The 17,811-nt window shown below is 69.8% G+C and carries 12 protein-coding genes; 7 read left to right on the top strand and 5 right to left on the bottom strand.

Annotated features, from left to right (window positions below; translation table 11 throughout):
- Nucleotides 1-52 precede the first annotated feature (52 nt).
- Together DEJ50_RS26880 and DEJ50_RS26875 are read left to right on the top strand one after the other, a co-directional pair.
- Nucleotides 53-955: a RecB family exonuclease gene (locus DEJ50_RS26880; RefSeq protein WP_190345053.1), complete on the top strand. Its 903-nt coding sequence runs from the start codon at nt 53-55 to the stop codon at nt 953-955.
- A gap of 111 nt (nt 956-1,066) precedes the next feature.
- Nucleotides 1,067-1,738 carry a response regulator gene (locus DEJ50_RS26875; protein WP_150210668.1) on the top strand — a complete coding sequence of 224 codons (672 nt, stop codon included), beginning with the start codon at nt 1,067-1,069 and terminating at the stop codon, nt 1,736-1,738.
- A 23-nt stretch (nt 1,739-1,761) separates the two neighbouring features.
- On the opposite strand, the gene DEJ50_RS26870 is transcribed toward DEJ50_RS26875, so the two are convergent.
- From DEJ50_RS26870 to metH, 4 genes are all read right to left on the bottom strand, one after another.
- Nucleotides 1,762-3,342 carry an ABC transporter substrate-binding protein gene (locus tag DEJ50_RS26870; RefSeq protein ID WP_150210667.1) on the bottom strand — a complete coding sequence of 527 codons (1,581 nt, stop codon included), beginning with the start codon at nt 3,340-3,342 and terminating at the stop codon, nt 1,762-1,764.
- Between the two features lie 70 nt (nt 3,343-3,412).
- Nucleotides 3,413-5,017, bottom strand: coding sequence for an ABC transporter substrate-binding protein (locus DEJ50_RS26865; protein WP_150210666.1), 1,605 nt, complete (start codon nt 5,015-5,017; stop codon nt 3,413-3,415).
- A 516-nt stretch (nt 5,018-5,533) separates the two neighbouring features.
- Nucleotides 5,534-6,235 (bottom strand): HAD family hydrolase, encoded by a 702-nt coding sequence (locus tag DEJ50_RS26860; RefSeq protein ID WP_150210665.1) that lies wholly within the window; start codon nt 6,233-6,235, stop codon nt 5,534-5,536.
- A 113-nt stretch (nt 6,236-6,348) separates the two neighbouring features.
- Nucleotides 6,349-9,876: a methionine synthase gene (metH, locus tag DEJ50_RS26855; protein ID WP_150210664.1), complete on the bottom strand. Its 3,528-nt coding sequence runs from the start codon at nt 9,874-9,876 to the stop codon at nt 6,349-6,351.
- Between the two features lie 248 nt (nt 9,877-10,124).
- On the opposite strand from metH, the gene DEJ50_RS26850 reads away from it, so the two are divergent.
- The 5 genes from DEJ50_RS26850 to DEJ50_RS26830 all read left to right on the top strand — a co-directional run bounded on the left by DEJ50_RS26850 (nt 10,125) and on the right by DEJ50_RS26830 (nt 16,371).
- A complete protein-coding gene (locus DEJ50_RS26850; protein WP_150210663.1) occupies nt 10,125-10,901 on the top strand; it encodes an IclR family transcriptional regulator in 777 nt (258 codons plus the stop codon).
- 329 nt (nt 10,902-11,230) lie between these two features.
- Nucleotides 11,231-12,013: an MIP/aquaporin family protein gene (locus DEJ50_RS26845; RefSeq protein WP_150210662.1), complete on the top strand. Its 783-nt coding sequence runs from the start codon at nt 11,231-11,233 to the stop codon at nt 12,011-12,013.
- Between the two features lie 53 nt (nt 12,014-12,066).
- Nucleotides 12,067-13,593 carry a glycerol kinase GlpK gene (glpK, locus tag DEJ50_RS26840; protein WP_150210661.1) on the top strand — a complete coding sequence of 509 codons (1,527 nt, stop codon included), beginning with the start codon at nt 12,067-12,069 and terminating at the stop codon, nt 13,591-13,593.
- A 48-nt stretch (nt 13,594-13,641) separates the two neighbouring features.
- Nucleotides 13,642-15,252: a glycerol-3-phosphate dehydrogenase/oxidase gene (locus tag DEJ50_RS26835; protein WP_150210660.1), complete on the top strand. Its 1,611-nt coding sequence runs from the start codon at nt 13,642-13,644 to the stop codon at nt 15,250-15,252.
- Nucleotides 15,253-15,387: 135 nt separating this feature from the next.
- A complete protein-coding gene (locus DEJ50_RS26830) occupies nt 15,388-16,371 on the top strand; it encodes a PAC2 family protein (RefSeq protein WP_150210659.1) in 984 nt (327 codons plus the stop codon).
- A gap of 208 nt (nt 16,372-16,579) precedes the next feature.
- On the opposite strand, the gene mshC is transcribed toward DEJ50_RS26830, so the two are convergent.
- The gene (gene mshC, locus DEJ50_RS26825) at nt 16,580-17,809 is read right to left on the bottom strand and encodes a cysteine--1-D-myo-inosityl 2-amino-2-deoxy-alpha-D-glucopyranoside ligase (RefSeq protein WP_150210658.1); all 1,230 of its coding nucleotides are present in this window, start codon (nt 17,807-17,809) and stop codon (nt 16,580-16,582) included.
- Nucleotides 17,810-17,811: the final 2 nt, after the last annotated feature.

Raw genomic sequence — 17,811 nt, 5'->3', positions numbered from 1 at the left:
CGCCGTCGATGGTATGCGCGTGCTGTCGGTCGCGGGTCGTAGGGTCTTGGACATGACGACGAGTTCCGGTGCGGTGCCAGGTGCCGCGGAAGCCGATGCCGCGCCGGTTGCTGTCCGGCCCAGTTCGCTGTCCCCGTCGCGGGCGAGCGATTTCATGCAGTGTCCGCTGCTGTACCGGTTCCGGGTGATCGACAAGCTGCCGGAGAAGCCGAGTGCGGCGGCGACGCGGGGGACGCTGGTGCATGCGGTGCTGGAGCGGCTCTTCGACCATCCTGCGGACGAGCGTACGGCGCCGCGGGCCAAGGCGCTGGTGCCGGGGCAGTGGGACCGGCTGCTGGAGTCGAGGCCGGAGCTGGCGCAGCTGTTCCCGGAGGATGACGGGGGTGCGGGGCTGGCGCGGTGGCTGACGGAGGCCGAGGCGCTGGTGGAGCGCTGGTTCACGCTGGAGGACCCGACGCGGCTGGAGCCGGTGGAGCGGGAGTTCTTCGTGGAGGCGGAGCTGGAGTCGGGGCTGCGGCTGCGCGGGATCATCGACCGGGTGGATGTGGCGCCGACGGGTGAGGTGCGGATCGTCGATTACAAGACGGGGAAGGCGCCGCGTCCGGAGTATGCCGAGGGTGCGCTGTTCCAGATGAAGTTCTATGCGCTGGTGGTGTGGCGGCTGAAGCGGGTGGTGCCGCGGCGGCTGCAGCTGGTGTATCTGGGCAGTGGGGATGTGCTGACGTACGACCCGGTGATCGCGGATCTGGAGCGGGTGGAGCGGAAGCTGCATGCGCTGTGGGAGGCGATCAAGGAGGCGACGGAGTCGGGTGACTGGCGGCCTCGGCCGACGAAGCTGTGCGGCTGGTGCGATCACCAGGCGGTGTGTCCGGAATTCGGTGGCACTCCCCCGGCCTATCCGTTGACGATCATCCCCAGGTCCGATGTGGCGGGGGGCGGCCCGGAGGAATCCTGATCGTCCGATGAGGGCAGAATGGGCGGCGCCGGTGTCCGTCGGAGCCGGTGTTGCCGCCGAAGCCGCCGAAGCTGCCGAAGCCGCCTTTACGACAATTCCTGGGGAGATCCTGTGGCGATCCGCGTCCTTCTGGTCGACGACCAGCCGCTGCTGCGTACCGGGTTCCGGATGATTCTGGAGGCCGAGCAGGACCTTGCGGTCGTCGGCGAGGCCGGGGACGGTCTGCAGGCGCTGGACCAGGTGCGTGCGCTGCAGCCGGACGTGGTGCTGATGGACATCCGGATGCCGCGGATGGACGGGGTGGAGGCGACCCGGCAGATCACCGGGCCGGGCCGGGACGGTCCGGCGAAGGTGCTGGTGCTGACCACGTTCGATCTGGACGAGTACGTGGTGGAGGCGCTGCGGGCGGGTGCGAGCGGGTTCCTGCTGAAGGATGCGCCGGCCAATGAGCTGGTGCAGGCGATCCGGGTGGTGGCGGGGGGCGAGGCGATGCTCGCGCCGTCGATCACGCGGCGGCTGCTGGACAAGTACGCGGGGCACCTGCCGTCCGGTGAGGAGAGCCTTCCGGACACGCTGGGCACGTTGACCGAGCGTGAGGTCGAGGTGTTGAAGCTGGTGGCCCGGGGGCTGTCGAACGCGGAGATCGCGGCGGATCTGTTCGTCAGCGAGACGACGGTGAAGACGCATGTGGGTCATGTGCTGACGAAGCTGGGCCTGCGGGACCGGGTGCAGGCGGCGGTGTACGCGTATGAGAGCGGGCTGGTGCGGCCGGGCGCGCAGTAGCTGCGTGCCCGGCCGGCTTGGGCTCAGCCCTTGCTGATCTCCCAGAAGCGGAAGACGGTGGAGGCGTCCAGGGACCACTGGAGGCCGGTGACGTTCGGGCGTGCCACCGCGTACTGCTTGCTCTGCCAGAGGGGGAGGATCGGCAGCTCGTCGGCCACGATGTCCTGGAGGCGGGCGTAGTCGGTGGAGGTGGCGGTGCGGTCGGAGAGGGCCGAGGTGGCCGGGATGATCCGCTCGCTGATTTCCTTGTTGAGGTAGTTGTTCTTCAGGACGTTGTCCTTGCCGAAGAACGGCTGGGTGAAGTTGTCGGCGTCCGGGTAGTCCGGGACCCAGCCCTTGACGTAGATGCCGTACTTGCCGGCCTCGATGTCCTTCTCGTACTGGTCGAACTCGACCGACTTGACGTCGGCCTGGAAGAGCCCGCTGTCGTTGAGCTGCTTGGCTATGACCTGGAACTGCTGGTCGGTGGCCGGGCCGTAGCGGGTGGGGGTGGACCAGAGGGTCACCTTGACCTTGCTCTTGATCCCGCCCTTCTCCAGGACCTCCTTGGCCTTGTCGGGCTGCGGGGAGGAGCCGTACTTGTCGAAGAAGGAGGTGGTGTGGCCGCTGATACCGGCCGGGACCATCGAGTAGAGCGGGGTGGCGGTGCCCTGGTAGACGGTCTTGGTGAGGGCTTCGCGGTCCAGCAGGTAGGCGATGGCCTTGCGGACGGGGAGCTTGCCGGCGATGGGGTCGTTCATGTTGAAGACGAGGTGTTCGACCTCGGCGCCGGTGCCCTGGACGGCGGAGGGCTTGCCGTCGGAGCCGTTGGAGGCGGCGGGCGCGGGGATGTCCTGGGGGGCCAGGCCGCGGAAGGCGAAGTCGACTCCGCCGTCGTCGAGGGCCTTCTTCAGGGCGGCCTGGTCCTCGTTGAAGAACTTGATGGTGACGCCGGTGTTCTTGGGCTTGGCCTGGCCCTTGTAGGAGTCGTTGACGGAGAGGCTGGCGCTCTTCTCGCCGAAGGAGTCCAGCTTGTAGACACCGGAGCCGACGGCCTTGCCGTCGGTGCGGAGCTTGTCGGCCGGGTATTCGCGGTGGTCGACGATGGAGCCCGCACCGGATGCGATCTTGCTGGGGAAGGTCGCGTCGGAGGTCTTGAGGCGGAAGACGACGGTCTTCTCGTCGGGGGTGTCGATGCCGGCGATCGACGAGAGCATCACGGCCGGGCCGTTCTCGTCGTTGATCTTCAGGGTGCGCTCGAAGGAGTACTTGACGTCCTTGGAGGTGAGGGCGTTGCCGTTGCTGAACTTCAGCCCGTCGCGCAGGGTGCAGGAGAACCGCTTGCTGTCGCTGCCGTCGAAGCCGCAGGTCTCGGCGGCCTCGGGGGACGGGGTGGTGGATCCCTTGGGGAAGTGCAGCAGGGACTGGAAGACGTTGTTGAACAGCAGCCAGGAGCCCGGGTCGTAGCCCGACGCGGGGTCGGTCGCCTTCACCTCGTCGGACATTCCCATGGTCACCGACTGGTTGCCGGCCCCGGTGCTCTCCTGCGCGCCGCAACCGCTGAGCAGCGCCGCTGCGGTGACCGCGCCGAGCGGGGCCACCAACCACTGGTTACGAATCTTCACGGAAATGTCCTTCACAGTCTTGTACGCCTTGATCGCCGGCCGCGACGCCCGCTGCCGGTTGCCGCAGGTTTCAGCCGCTGACGCCGCGGCCGAGTTCCCAGAGCTGGAGGTCGGAGATGGAGTTCACGGACCACTCCACCCCGGTGATGCCGTCGCGCGCGGCGACGTACTGCTTGCCCTGCCAGAGCGGCAGGACGGGCACGTCCTCGGCGACGATGTCCTGCATCTCCCCGATGGCGGAGGCGGCGTGGTTTCGGTCGGCCGCGCGCCGGGATTCGGGGATCAGCTTGGTGCGCACCGTGCTGTTCGCGTACGGCGTGCCCAGGAAGTTGTCCTGCTCCAGGAAGGGAGCGAGGAAGTTGTCGGCGTCCGCGTAGTCGGGGAACCAGCCGAGCCCGTAGGCGGCGTAGTCGCCCTTCTTCTGGGCCGGCCGGAAGTCGGCCCAGTCGGTGCCCTGGACGGTCACGTCGAACAGCTTGGTGGCGTTGAGCTGGGCCTTGATGGCCTCGAACTCGGCGGCCGTGCCGTCGCCGTAGTGGTCCTTGGTGTAGTTGAGGGTGAGCTTGACGGGGGTCTTGATGCCGGCCTGGCGCAGCAGGTTCGCGGCGGTCTGCGGGTCTCCGTCGCCGTACTTGTTGTAGAAGGAGTTGACGTGCCCGGAGACGCTGCTGGGGACGAGTGAGTAGAGGGGCTGGGCGCTCTTGCCGTAGACCTTGCCGATGAGCTTGCCGCGGTCGATGGAGGCGGCCAGGGCCTGGCGGACGGCCTTGTCCTTGACGACGGGGGCTTCGGTGTTGAAGCCGAGGTAGCGGATTTCCAGGCCGGGCAGCGGGACCAGCTTGACGCCCTTGGGCGGGGTGGCCGAGAACTGCTGGATCTGGGCGGGCGACAGGGTGCGGGAGACCATGTGGATGGACCCGTCGGTGAGTGCCTTGCCCATGGACTCGGAGTCCTCGAACATGCGCAGTTCGACCTTGTCGTTCTGCGGCTTGAGGTCGCCCTTGTAGTGGGTGTTGCGGCTGAAGACGGCCCGGACCAGCTGGTTGTCCTTGACTTCGGCCTTCATCGTGTACGGGCCGGAGCCGTCGACCTCGAAGCCCTCGCGGAGCTTCCTGGCGTCGTACGTCTTGCTGTTGACGATGCCGGTGGCGGGGGTGGCCAGCTTGTGCGGGAAGGTCGCGTCGGGCGTCTTGAGGTGGAAGACCACCGTGTCCTCGCCCTTGGTCTCGATCTTGTCGAGGGTGGAGAGGAGGCTTGCGGGGCCGTTCTCGTCCTTGATGGCCAGGACCCGGTCGATGGAGAACTTGACGTCCTCGGGGCCGAGCGGGTCGCCGTTGGCGAAGGTGAGGCCGGGCCGCAGGGTGCAGCGGTAGGTCTGGTTGGTGGTGTCGGTGAACCGGCAGTCCGAGGCGGCCTCGGGGACGGGCTGGCCGCCGCCGCGGGGAGTGTGCATCAGGGTCTGGACGGTCTGGCGGAGCACGTTCCAGGCGCCGGCGTCGTAGGCGTAGGCCGGGTCGAAGGGTGCGGGGGCGAATGCGGCGGCCTCGAACCGGTCGGTGGTTCCGACGACGATCGCTCCGGATCCTGCTCCTCCGCCGCCGGCGCTGCCGCATGCGGTCAGCGCGGGGGTGAGCAGTCCGGCCGCGGCCGTCAGCACCATGGTCTTGCGGTTCATCCTGGAAGTTCTCCCTCAACCGGCACTTGTTCACAGCGGTACAGAGGGCGCGTCGCGGCGGTCGCCCGTTCTGGGCGGAACGATCGGGCCGGTGTAAAGACGATCGGTCCAGGCGGTCCCGGCACGTGGGTGTGTGTCCGGGGCGGCTGAGGTGCGGCGAGGTGCCCGCGACGACATTAGTGGCCTGGGACGGGATGGCTGGAACTGGCCGGACTTGGGGTGTAATCGCACCGTGATGGGAGGGAACTGCCTGGTCACCCCCGGGCCCCGGTGGATTCGGTCAGGAGCTGATCAATCCGGACACAAGGGAAGGGTATGGGGGGCCCAAAGGGGCTTCCGGGCGGTTGCACGGGTGACCAAGGTCACCCTGAGCAACTCTCCGGGCAAGGATGGAATTTCGGCCTCCGGTGCCTCGTACAAGAGATCCTTCCGCGGGACCGGGGGCCGGGCGGTGTTCCGTTCGGCTACGGGCTGGTACGCCGTGTGCGCGGTCAGTTCACGCGGTCAGTTCACGCGTCAGTTCAGCCGGGTGATGAGGGAGCGCAGGAAGGGGAGGTCCACGTCCTCCAGCGAGCCGACGACGGTCCGGCCGGGGGCGGGGTCGATCAGGCCGACCGAGGGTACGGCCACGACGCGGCAGCCGGCGGCCTCGGCGGCGGCGACTCCGGTGGCGGTGTCCTCGACCACGGCGCAGCGCGAGGGGTGGGCGCCCAGGGCCCGGGCGGCGAACAGGTAGGGGTCGGGGTGCGGCTTGGTGCGCGGCACCTCGTCGCCGGCGACGGTGAAGGCGAACCGGTCGGGGCCCAGGGACTGCAGGATGCGGTCGATGACCCGGCGGTGGGAGGCGGAGACCAGGGCGGTGGGTACGTTGTTCCGGGCCAGCTCGGACAGCAGCCGCTCGGCGCCGGGCATCAGCGGTACCTGGTCGGCGATCCGCGCCTCGAAGCGCTCGTTGAGCAGCACGCTCAGTTCGCCGACGGAGATGTCGGCTCCGGTGGAGTCGATGAGGAAGCGGGCGCTGCGGGTCATCGGGCCGCCGACCACGATGGACCGCCAGGACTCGTTGAGGCGGTGGCCGAGCTCTCCGAAGACCGCCACCTCGGCGTCCCACCAGAAGTCCTCCGTGTCGACGAGGGTGCCGTCCATGTCCAGCAGCACCGCCTGGAGGGCCGAGCCGTCTGCCGTGCGGGCGACGGGGGCGGGAACGGTGCTGGTCATGCGCACGACCTCTCGGAAGGGACGAGAAGGCCGGTCACCTCTCTCCCCTGGGCGTGCCCGGGAAAGACAGGCGACCGGCCTGTATGGGACCGACAAGTGTACGTCGATCCGTCTCAGCGTGCGTTGAAATACTTCGCTTCGGGGTGGTGGATCACGATCGCGTCGGTCGACTGCTCGGGGTGGAGCTGGAACTCCTCCGAGAGGTGGACCCCGATCCGCTCCGGCTGGAGCAGGTCGGCGATCTTGGCGCGGTCCTCCAGGTCGGGGCAGGCCCCGTAGCCGAGGGAGAAGCGGGCGCCCCGGTACTTGAGCGCGAACATGTCCTCGACGTCGGCGGGGTCCTCGCCGGCGAAGCCGAGCTCGGAGCGGACCCGGGCGTGCCAGTACTCGGCCATGGCCTCGGCGAGCTGGACGGAGAGGCCGTGCAGCTCCATGTACTCGCGGTAGGCGTTGTCGGCGAAGAGCCGGGCGGTGGCCTCGCCGATCCTGGAGCCGACGGTGACCACCTGGAGGCCGACGACGTCGGTCTCGCCGGACTCCTCCGGGCGGAAGAAGTCGGCGAGGCAGAGGCGGCGCCCGCGGCGCTGGCGGGGGAAGGTGAACCGGGTCCGCTCGTTGCCCTGGTCGTCGAGGATGATCAGGTCCTCGCCCTTGGAGACGCAGGGGAAGTAGCCGTAGACCACGGCGGCTTCCAGCAGGTTCTCGGTGTGCAGCTTCTCCAGCAGGCCGCGCAGCCGGGGCCGGCCCTCGGTTTCGACGAGCTCCTCGTACGTGGCGCCGCCGGCGCGGGCCTGCTTGAGGCCCCACTGGCCCTTGAACAGGGCGCCCTCGTCCAGCCAGGAGGCGTAGTCCTTGAGCGGGATGCCCTTGACCACGCGGGTGCCCCAGAACGGCGGGGTGGGGACCGGGTTGTCCACGGCCACGTCGGACCGGCCGCCCGGCTCCGGCTCCTCCACGTCCAGGACCGGGACGTCGCGCTTGGCGACCCGGCGCTGCTTGAGCTCGGGCAGGGTGGCGCCGGGGACGCCGCGCTTGACGGCGATCAGGGCGTCCATCAGGCGCAGGCCCTCGAAGGCGTCGCGGGCGTAGCGGACCTCGCCCTCGTAGATCTCGTGGAGGTCCTGTTCGACGTAGGCGCGGGTGAGGGCGGCACCGCCGAGGATGACCGGGTAGTCGGCGGCCATCTTGCGCTGGTTGAGCTCCTCCAGGTTCTCCTTCATGATCACGGTGGACTTCACCAGCAGGCCGGACATGCCGATGACATCGGCCTTGTGTTCCTCGGCGGCTTCCAGGATCGCGGAGACGGGCTGCTTGATGCCCAGGTTGACGACGTTGTAGCCGTTGTTGGAGAGGATGATGTCCACGAGGTTCTTGCCGATGTCGTGGACGTCGCCGCGGACGGTGGCGAGCACGATGGTGCCCTTGCCCTCCGCGTCGGACTTCTCCATGTGCGGTTCGAGGTAGGCCACGGCGGTCTTCATGACCTCGGCGGACTGGAGCACGAACGGCAGCTGCATCTGGCCGGAGCCGAAGAGCTCGCCGACCACCTTCATGCCTTCGAGGAGGGTGTCGTTGACGATGTCGAGGGCGGGGCGGGTCTGGAGGGCCTCGTCCAGGTCGGATTCCAGGCCGTTCTTCTCGCCGTCGATGATGCGGCGCTGGAGGCGCTCCTCCAGCGGCAGGGCGAGGAGTTCCTCGGCGCGGCCCGCCTTCAGCGACTTGGTGTTGACGCCCTCGAAGAGCGCCATCAGCTTCTGCAGGGGGTCGTAGGCCGGTTCGTCCCCCTGCTGGGGGCGCCGCCGGTCGTAGATCAGGTCGAGGGCGGTGGTGACCTGCTCCTCGTCGAACCGGGCGATCGGCAGGATCTTGGAGGCGTGCACGATCGCCGAGTCCAGGCCGGCCTTGACGCACTCGTCGAGGAAGACGGAGTTCAGCAGGACGCGGGCGGCCGGGTTGAGGCCGAAGGAGATGTTGGACAGGCCGAGGGTGGTCTGGACGTCCGGGTGGCGGCGCTTGAGCTCGCGGATCGCCTCGATCGTCGCGATGCCGTCCTTGCGGGACTCCTCCTGGCCGGTGCAGATGGTGAAGGTGAGGGTGTCGATGAGGATGTCCGACTCGCGGATGCCCCAGTTCCCGGTCAGGTCCTCGATGAGCCGTTCGGCAATGGCGACCTTGTGCTCGACGGTGCGGGCCTGGCCGTCCTCGTCGATGGTGAGGGCGATCAGCGCGGCGCCGTGTTCCTGGGCCAGTCGGGTGACCTGGGCGAACCGGGAGTCGGGGCCGTCGCCGTCCTCGTAGTTGACGGAGTTGATGACGGCACGGCCGCCGAGCTTCTCCAGGCCGGCCCGGATGACGCCGACCTCGGTGGAGTCCAGCACGATCGGCAGGGTGGAGGCGGTCGCGAAGCGGCCGGCCAGCTCCTCCATGTCGGCGACGCCGTCGCGGCCGACGTAGTCCACGCACAGGTCCAGCATGTGCGCGCCCTCGCGGATCTGGTCCCGGGCCATCTCCACGCAGTCGTCCCAGCGGGCCTCCAGCATGGCCTCGCGGAACTTCTTCGAGCCGTTGGCGTTCGTCCGCTCGCCGATCGCCATGTACGAGGTGTCCTGGCGGAACGGAACGGTCTGGTAGAGGGAGGAGGCGCCCGGCTCGGGGCGGGGCTCGCGGACCGCGGGGGCGAGCTGGTGGACCCGCTCGGCGACCTGGCGCAGGTGCTCGGGGGTGGTGCCGCAGCAGCCGCCGACCAGCGACAGGCCGTACTCGCGGACGAAGGTCTCCTGGGCGTCGGCGAGCTCGCTCGCGGAGAGCGGGTAGTGCGCGCCGTCCTTGCCGAGGACGGGCAGGCCGGCGTTGGGCATGCAGGAGAGCGGGATGCGGGAGTGCCGGGCGAGGTAGCGCAGGTGCTCGCTCATCTCGGCGGGGCCGGTGGCGCAGTTCAGGCCGATCATGTCGATGCCGAGCGGTTCCAGCGAGGTGAGGGCCGCGCCGATCTCGGAGCCGAGCAGCATGGTGCCGGTGGTCTCGACGGTCACCGAGCAGATCAGCGGGATGTTCACGCCGAGGGCCTCCATGGCGCGGCGGGCGCCGATGATGGAGGACTTGGTCTGGAGCAGGTCCTGGGTGGTCTCCACCAGGAGGGCGTCGGCGCCGCCGCTGATCAGGCCTTCGGCGTTGATCTGGTAGGCGTCGCGGATGGTGCCGTACGAGATGTGGCCGAGGGTGGGCAGCTTGGTGCCGGGGCCCATGGAGCCGAGCACCCAGCGCTGGCGGCCGGTTTCGGCGGTGAAGCGGTCGGCGACCTCGCGGGCGATGCGGGCGCCGGCCTCCGACAGCTCGAAGTTGCGTTCGACGATCTCGTACTCGGCCAGGGCCGCGTAGTTGGTGCCGAAGGTGTTGGTCTCGACGCAGTCGACGCCTGCGCCGAAGTAGGCCTCGTGGACCGAGCTCACGATGTCCGGGCGGGTGACGTTGAGGATTTCGTTGCAGCCTTCGAGCTGCTCGAAGTCCTCCATCGTCGGGTCCTGCGCCTGGAGCATGGTTCCCATGGCCCCGTCGGCCACGACCACGCGGGTGGCGAGCGCCTCTCGGAGGGCGTCGGCCCGGGTCTGGGTGTCGGCGGGCGGGTTCGGCAGCGAGGCCATGGTGTTGCTCCCTGGGATGCGACGGCTGTCGGCTTTGCGTCTTCGTACTCATCGAAGGCGCACGCGGTCAGGGTAACCGCGCCGGGCACGGCCCGGTTAGGGCGTCCCACGGGCCGGACTGCATTCTGTGCGCGGGGGGCTGTCCTCGTCGACGCGGCCTTGACAGACTTTGTCAACAGTGCGCGAGGTCGGCATCGACCGATAGTGTTCAGCATTGTCGAACTACGTGAGCAGGAGGAGGCTGCCCGATGGCACGGAACATCCAGTCGCTCGAACGAGCCGCTGCGATGCTGCGGCTGCTGGCCGGCGGGGAGCGCCGGCTGGGGCTGTCCGACGTGGCGTCCTCGCTGGGGCTGGCCAAGGGGACGGCGCACGGGATCCTGCGCACGCTGCAGGCCGAGGGCTTCGTCGAGCAGGACCCGGCGTCCGGCCGGTACCAGCTGGGCGCCGAGCTGCTGCGGCTCGGCAACAGCTATCTGGACGTGCACGAGCTGCGGGCCCGCGCCCTGGTGTGGACCGACGACCTGGCCCGGGCCAGCGGGGAGAGCGTGTACGTGGGGGTGCTGCACCAGAGCGGGGTGCTGATCATGCACCACGTGTTCCGGCCGGACGACAGCCGCCAGGTGCTGGAGGTGGGGGCCATGCAGCCCTTGCACTGCACGGCCCTGGGCAAGGTGCTCTCGGCCTGGGACCCGGTGGCGCACAGCCAGGCCCTGGAGGCCGAGCGGGAGGCGTTCACGCCCCGGACGGTGACCGATCCGGAGGGCTTCGAATCGGAGCTGGCGCTGACCCGGGCGCGCGGCTGGGCCGCGGACGTCGAGGAGACCTGGGACGGCATCGCCTCGGTGGCTGCCCCGATCCACGACCGGCGCCGGATGCCGGTCGGCGCGGTGGCCGTGGCAGGTGCCGTGGAGCGGGTCTGCGGGGCCCCCGGAGAGCCCGGAGAGCCGCGGCCGGCCCTGGTGGCGGCGGTCCGGGATTGCGCAAGGGCGGTTTCCCGCGATCTCGGCGCAGGCCGGTTCTGACCTTCCCCCCATACGCCCAGAGGCCACCTTGTGGCCTCTTTTGGCGTTTTTTCGGCCTGTTCTCGTCGGGTTACGACCACCAGATGGCCTGATTTGGGCGATCGTACCTAGTGGTAACGATCCGGCAATCTGACCTGACCGGGTCTTGACGCGTTCTTCACCTGGCCGGAAAACTGCCGTTCACCGGTCGGCATTGTCGAACACCTAACGGCAATACACGCTAGGGTGTAGCGAGGCCAGGACCGGTGAAGCACTCACCGAGTGCGGCGGACGACCGGGCGGGACCGGTCTCCAACCCACCCTCTGGACGTAGGACAAAGGAGTCGCGGGTGTCCACCTCCGACATCTTCATCGGCGAGACCATCGGTACCGCCCTGCTCACTCTGCTCGGCGGTGGCGTCTGCGCCGCGCTGACCCTCAAGAGCTCGAAGGCCCGTAACGCGGGCTGGCTCGCGATCACCTTCGGATGGGGTTTCGCCGTCCTGATCGCGGCTTACGTGTCCGCGCCGCTCTCCGGCGCACACCTGAACCCCGCCGTCACCGTCGGCATCGCCGTCAAGGACGGGGTCTGGAACGACGTCCCCGTCTACCTGGCCGGCCAGATGCTCGGCGCCATGCTCGGCTCCGTCCTGATGTGGATCGCTTACTACGGCCAGTTCCAGGTGCACCTGGCGGACCCGGAGAACATCCGCGACGCCAAGCTCGGCCCCGAGGACCCGCACCCGCACGACCAGGCCGGCCCGGTGCTCGGCATCTTCTCCACCGGTCCGGAAATCCGTCACGTCGTGCAGAACCTGGCCACCGAGATCATCGGAACCTTCGTTCTGATCATTGCAATCCTCACCCAGGGCCTTCAGGGTGACGGCAAGGGCCTCGGCGTCATCGGCGTCCTCATCACCTCCTTCGTCGTCGTCGGCATCGGCCTCTCGCTCGGCGGTCCGACCGGCTACGCCATCAACCCGGCCCGTGACCTCGGTCCGCGCATCGTGCACGCTCTGCTCCCGCTGTCCAACAAGGGCGGCTCGGACTGGGGATACTCCTGGATCCCGGTGGTCGGCCCGCTCGTCGGTGCCGTCCTCGCCGGCGGTCTGTACAACATCGCGTTCGCCTGATCAGCCCCCGCGTCAGCATCAGCCACTCACGAGACTTGTCAGGAGCAGCCACCATGACCAGCAGCACCGGCCCCTTCATCGCCGCCATCGACCAGGGCACCACTTCCTCCCGCTGCATCGTGTTCGACCGCGACGGCCGCATCGTCGCCGTCGACCAGAAGGAGCACGAGCAGATCTTCCCGAAGCCCGGCTGGGTCGAGCACGACGCCATGGAGATCTGGACCAACGTCCAGGAGGTCGTGGCCGGCGCCATCGCCAAGGCCGAGATCACCTCCGCCGACGTCAAGGCGGTCGGCATCACCAACCAGCGCGAGACCACCGTCCTGTGGGACAAGAACACCGGTGAGCCGGTGCACAACGCGCTGGTCTGGCAGGACACCCGTACCGACGCCCTCTGCAAGGAGCTCGGCCGCAACGTCGGCCAGGACCGCTTCCGCCGCGAGACCGGCCTGCCGCTGGCCAGCTACTTCGCCGGCCCGAAGGCCCGCTGGCTGCTCGACAACGTCGAGGGCCTGCGCGAGCGCGCCGCGGCGGGCGACATCCTCTTCGGCACCATGGACTCCTGGGTCATCTGGAACCTCACCGGCGGTGTCAACGGCGGCGTGCACGTCACCGACGTCACCAATGCCTCCCGCACCATGCTGATGAACCTCCACACCCTGGCCTGGGACGAGAAGATCGCGGAGTCCATGGACGTCCCGGTCGGCATCCTGCCCGAGATCAAGTCCTCCGCCGAGGTCTACGGCGAGGTCAAGGAGGGCGTCCTCGCGGGCGTGCCGGTGGCCTCCGCGCTCGGCGACCAGCAGGCCGCCCTGTTCGGCCAGACCTGTTTCGCCGAGGGCGAGGCCAAGTCCACGTACGGCACCGGAACGTTCATGCTGATGAACACCGGCGACAAGATCATCAACTCCTACAGCGGCCTGCTGACCACGGTCGGCTACCAGATCGGCGACCAGAAGCCGGTCTACGCCCTGGAGGGCTCCATCGCCGTCACCGGCTCGCTCGTCCAGTGGATGCGCGACCAGATGGGCCTGATCAAGTCCGCGGCCGAGATCGAGACCCTGGCCTCCTCCGTCGAGGACAACGGCGGCGCCTACTTCGTGCCCGCCTTCTCCGGCCTGTTCGCCCCGTACTGGCGCTCCGACGCCCGCGGTGTGATCGCCGGCCTCACCCGGTACGTCACCAAGGCGCACATCGCCCGTGCCGTGCTGGAGGCCACCGCCTGGCAGACCCGTGAGATCACCGACGCCATGACCAAGGACTCGGGCGTCGAGCTCGCCGCCCTCAAGGTCGACGGCGGCATGACCTCCAACAACCTGCTGATGCAGACCCTCTCGGACTTCCTGGACGCCCCCGTGGTCCGTCCCATGGTCGCCGAGACCACCTGCCTCGGTGCCGCCTACGCCGCCGGCCTGGCCGTCGGCTTCTGGCCCGACACCGACGCGCTGCGCGCCAACTGGCGCCGGGCCGCGGAGTGGACCCCGCGGATGCCCGCCGACCAGCGGGAGCGCGAGTACAAGAGCTGGCTCAAGGCCGTTGAGCGGACCATGGGCTGGGTCGACGACGAAGACGCCAGCTGACCGCTGCACTGGTTGAGCTGACGCAAGCGACGACGAGGAGCTAAGACAATGAGCAGCCTGCAGAGCGTGCCCGCCCTGGGCACGCACCCGACCGCCGGTTCGAACGCGAGCCGCGCCGAGACCCGTGAGCAGCTGGCGAAGGCCACGTACGACCTGCTGGTCATCGGCGGTGGAATCCTGGGCACCTCGGTGGCCTGGCACGCCGCGCAGTCGGGTCTGCGGGTCGCCATGGTGGACGCCGGCGACTTCGCCGGCGCCACCTCCTCGGCCTCCTCCAAGCTGGTCCACGGCGGTCTGCGCTACCTGCAGACCGGCGCGGTCAAGCTGGTCGCCGAGAACCACCACGAGCGCCGGGTGCTGGCCAAGGACGTGGCCCCGCACCTGGTCAACCCGCTCACCTTCTACCTGCCGGTCTACAAGGGCGGACCGGTCGGCGCTGCCAAGCTGGGCGCGGGCGTGTTCGCCTACTCCGCCCTCTCGGCCTTCGGCGACGGCATCGGCAAGGTGATATCCCCCGCCCGGGCCGCCGCCGACAACCCGGGCCTGCGCACGGACAACCTGAAGGCCGTCGCGGTCTACTACGACCACCAGATGAACGACTCCCGGGTTGCCGTGATGACGGTCCGCGCGGCCGTCGAGTCCGGCGCGGTGGTCCTCAACCACGCCGAGGTCACCGGGCTGCGGATGACCCAGGGCCGGGTCTCCGGCGCCGAGCTCAAGGACCGCCTGGACGGCACCGAGTTCGGGATCGACGCGCGCGTCGTGCTCAACGCCACCGGCCCGTGGGTGGACCACCTGCGGCGCATGGAAGACAAGCACTCCATGCCGTCGATCCGCCTCTCCAAGGGCGCGCACATCGTGATGAAGCGGAAGTCGCCGTGGAAGGCCGCCATGGCCACCCCGATCGACAAGTACCGCATCACCTTCGCCCTGCCGTGGGAGGACCAGCTGCTGCTGGGCACCACCGACGAGAAGTACGAGGGCGACCCGGCGGACGTGCGCGCCACCGAGTCCGACATCGCGCAGATCCTCGACGAGGCCGCGTTCTCGGTGAAGGACGCCGACCTGGACCGGTCCCTGATGACCTACGCCTTCGCCGGCCTGCGGGTGCTGCCCGGCGGCCCCGGCGGCGTGGAAAAGGCCAAGCGCGAGACCGTGGTCTCCGAGGGCAAGGGCGGCATGCTGTCGGTCGCCGGCGGCAAGTGGACCACGTACCGCCACATCGGCCGCGTGGTGATGGACAAGCTGGCCAAGCTCCCGGGCAGCCCGCTGACCGAGGACATGGAGCCGGTGAAGTCCCTGGTCCGCCGGGTCCCGCTGCCCGGTGTCGCCAACCCGAACGCGGTCGCGCACCGGCTGCTGGTGGACCGCGAGCCCGGTATGCGGATGGACCCGCTGACCGCGCGCCACCTGGCCTCCCACTACGGTTCGCTGGCCTTCGACATCGCCCGCATGGTCAACGAGCGCCCGGAGCTGGGCGAGCGGATCCACGAGGACGGCCCGGAGATCTGGGCGCAGGTCGCCTACGCCCGCGACTTCGAGTGGGCGGAGACCGTCGACGACGTGCTGCGCCGGCGCACCACGGTGACGGTCCGCGGCCTGGACGACGACGCCGTCCGGACGCGGGTCGAGGAGATGCTCGCCGCCCGCAAGGCGTAGGGCTCCCGCAGGGCGGTGGAGGGGCGGTCCCGGACGGGGCCGCCCCTTCGGCGTGGGCTCCCGCGGGCTGTAACAGGCGTCGTTCCAAGGCATAGGCTGGCCCTCGTACACGAGGAACTTCGGAAGGAGACCTGGGTGATCGAGCTGGAGGGCATGCCCGAGCTGATCGACCCGGTCATGGTGGCCGCGTTCGAGGGATGGAACGACGCGGGCGACGCGGCCTCCGGTGCGGTGGCGCACCTGGACCGGGAATGGAAGGGCGAGGTCTTCGCGGCGCTGGACGCCGAGGACTACTACGACTTCCAGGTCAACCGGCCGACGGTGTGGCTGGACAACGGGGTACGGAAGATCACCTGGCCGACGACCCGGCTGTCGGTGGTGCGGATCGGCGGGGCCAAGCCGCGGGACCTGGTCCTGGTGCGCGGAATCGAGCCGTCCATGCGGTGGCGGTCGTTCTGCAATGAAATCCTCGGATTCGCCCATGAGTTGGGCGTGGAGATGGTGGTCATCCTGGGCGCCCTGCTGGGCGACACCCCGCACACCCGGCCGGTGCCGGTGTCCGGGGTGACCTCGGACCCGGATCTGGCGCGGACCATGGACCTGGAGGAGACCCGGTACGAGGGCCCGACGGGCATCGTCGGCATCCTCCAGGAGGCCTGTACGCACGCAGGCGTGCCGGCGGTCTCCCTCTGGGCGGCCGTCCCCCACTACGTGTCGCAGCCGCCCAACCCGAAGGCGACGCTGGCGCTGCTGAACCGGCTGGAGGACCTGATCGACATCAGGATCCCGCTGGGTGAACTGCCGGAGGACGCACGGGCCTGGCAGCTGGGCGTGGACCAACTGGCCGCGGAGGACAGCGAGGTGGCCGAGTACGTCCAGACGCTGGAGGAGGCGCGGGACACGGCCGACCTGCCGGAGGCCTCGGGCGAGGCGATCGCCCGCGAGTTCGAGCGGTATCTGCGGCGCCGGGACCCCGCCGCCGGGCCCGGGCCGGAGCCCACGGACGGCTCGTACTTCCGTGACCCGTCGAGCGGGCGGGGGGCGCAGCCGCCGCTCCGCCGTCCGGAAGACCCGGGCGACCTCCCCGGCCCGGAGACCCCCGACACCCCGGAGTCCTGACCGGCTCCGCCCCGGCGGGTTCCGGGGCAGAGCCCCGAAACGGGGTGCCCAGGCGAAGCCGGGCACCCCGCGGCAGTCCGGGGCCGAGCCCCGGTTTCGGGATGGGGGTCCCCCCGCGAAGCGAGGGGGAGGGCGGGGAGGGCAAACGCGCCGCAGGCCGGGCCCGGTCGGGCCCGGCCTGCGGGGGTTCCGCGCAACGGAGCGGTGGTTAGAGGGCGACGCCCAGGAGGGCGTCCACCGTGCGGGACACCAGGCCCGGGGCCGACTCGTCCTCGCCGCCCGTGGCGAGCTGGCGCTCGACCCAGTGGTCCACGGCCGCCAGCGCGGCCGGCGCGTTCAGGTCGTCGGCGAGGGCCTCCCGGACCTCCTCGAGCAGCGCGTCCGCCGGGATGCCGTCCGGCCGGGACACGGCTGCCCGCCAGCGGTCCAGCCGGTCCACGGCCTCGGCGAGGACCTCGTCCGTCCACTCCCAGTCCGCCCGGTAGTGGCGGGACAGCAGGGCGAGGCGGATCGCGACCGGGTCCACGCCCTCACGCCGGAGCGCGGAGACGAAGACCAGGTTGCCCTTGGACTTCGACATCTTCTCGCCGTGCAGGGCGACCATGCCGGCGTGTACGTACGCCTTGGCCATCGGGAACTCGCCGGTCAGCACCTGGGCGTGCGAGGCGCCCATCTCGTGGTGCGGGAAGGCCAGGTCGGAGCCGCCGCCCTGGATGTCGAAGCCCATGCCCAGGTGGTCCAGGGCGATGGCCACGCACTCGATGTGCCAGCCGGGCCGGCCGCGGCCCAGCGAGCCGCCGTCCCAGCTCGGCTCGCCGTCACGGGCGGCCATCCACAGCATCGGGTCGAGGGGGTTCTTCTTGCCGGGGCGCTCGGGGTCGCCGCCGCGCTCCGCGGACAGCAGCCGCATCGCCTCCGCGTCGAGGCCGGAGACCCCGCCGAAGTGGGGGTCGGACTCCACCGAGAAGTAGATGTCGCCTTCGAGCTCGTACGCGGCGCCCGCCTCCCGGAGCCGCTCCACCAGCGGCACGATGCCCGGTATGGCCTCGACCGCGCCGATGTAGTGCTGCGGCGGCAGCATCCGCAGGGCGGTCATGTCCTCGCGGAAGAGCGCGGTCTCGCGTTCGGCGAGCTCGGTCCAGTCGTGGCCGTCGCGCAGGGCCCGCTCCAGCAGCGGGTCGTCCACGTCCGTGACGTTCTGGACGTAGTGGACCTGCCGCTTGGTGTCGAGCCACACGCGCTGTACGAGGTCGAACGCGTTGTAGGTCGCCGCGTGACCCAGGTGGGTCGCGTCGTACGGGGTGATGCCGCAGACGTAGATACGGGCGACGGGACCGGGGGAAAGGGTGACCTTCCCGCGGGTCGCGGTGTCGTGGATCTGGAGGTCGCGGCCCTTGCCGGGCAGGGCGGGAACCTCAGAAGCGGGCCAGGCATGCATGT

Source organism: Streptomyces venezuelae (assembly GCF_008642295.1).
In the GTDB taxonomy this organism is placed as follows: domain Bacteria; phylum Actinomycetota; class Actinomycetes; order Streptomycetales; family Streptomycetaceae; genus Streptomyces; species Streptomyces venezuelae_C.
The sequence above is the reverse complement of the archived record's forward strand: the minus strand, read 5'-3'. Positions and strand labels throughout refer to the sequence as shown.

Excerpts from the sequence above, each read along its gene's own strand:
- DEJ50_RS26880 (WP_190345053.1), top strand. The coding sequence starts at position 53 with ATGACGACGAGTTCCGGTGCGGTGCCAGGTGCCGCGGAAGCCGATGCC.
- DEJ50_RS26865 (WP_150210666.1), bottom strand. The coding sequence starts at position 5,017 with ATGAACCGCAAGACCATGGTGCTGACGGCCGCGGCCGGACTGCTCACC.
- DEJ50_RS26860 (WP_150210665.1), bottom strand. The coding sequence starts at position 6,235 with ATGACCAGCACCGTTCCCGCCCCCGTCGCCCGCACGGCAGACGGCTCG.
- metH (WP_150210664.1), bottom strand. The coding sequence starts at position 9,876 with ATGGCCTCGCTGCCGAACCCGCCCGCCGACACCCAGACCCGGGCCGAC.
- DEJ50_RS26850 (WP_150210663.1), top strand. The coding sequence starts at position 10,125 with ATGGCACGGAACATCCAGTCGCTCGAACGAGCCGCTGCGATGCTGCGG.
- glpK (WP_150210661.1), top strand. The coding sequence starts at position 12,067 with ATGACCAGCAGCACCGGCCCCTTCATCGCCGCCATCGACCAGGGCACC.
- DEJ50_RS26835 (WP_150210660.1), top strand. The coding sequence starts at position 13,642 with ATGAGCAGCCTGCAGAGCGTGCCCGCCCTGGGCACGCACCCGACCGCC.
- mshC (WP_150210658.1), bottom strand. The coding sequence starts at position 17,809 with ATGCATGCCTGGCCCGCTTCTGAGGTTCCCGCCCTGCCCGGCAAGGGC.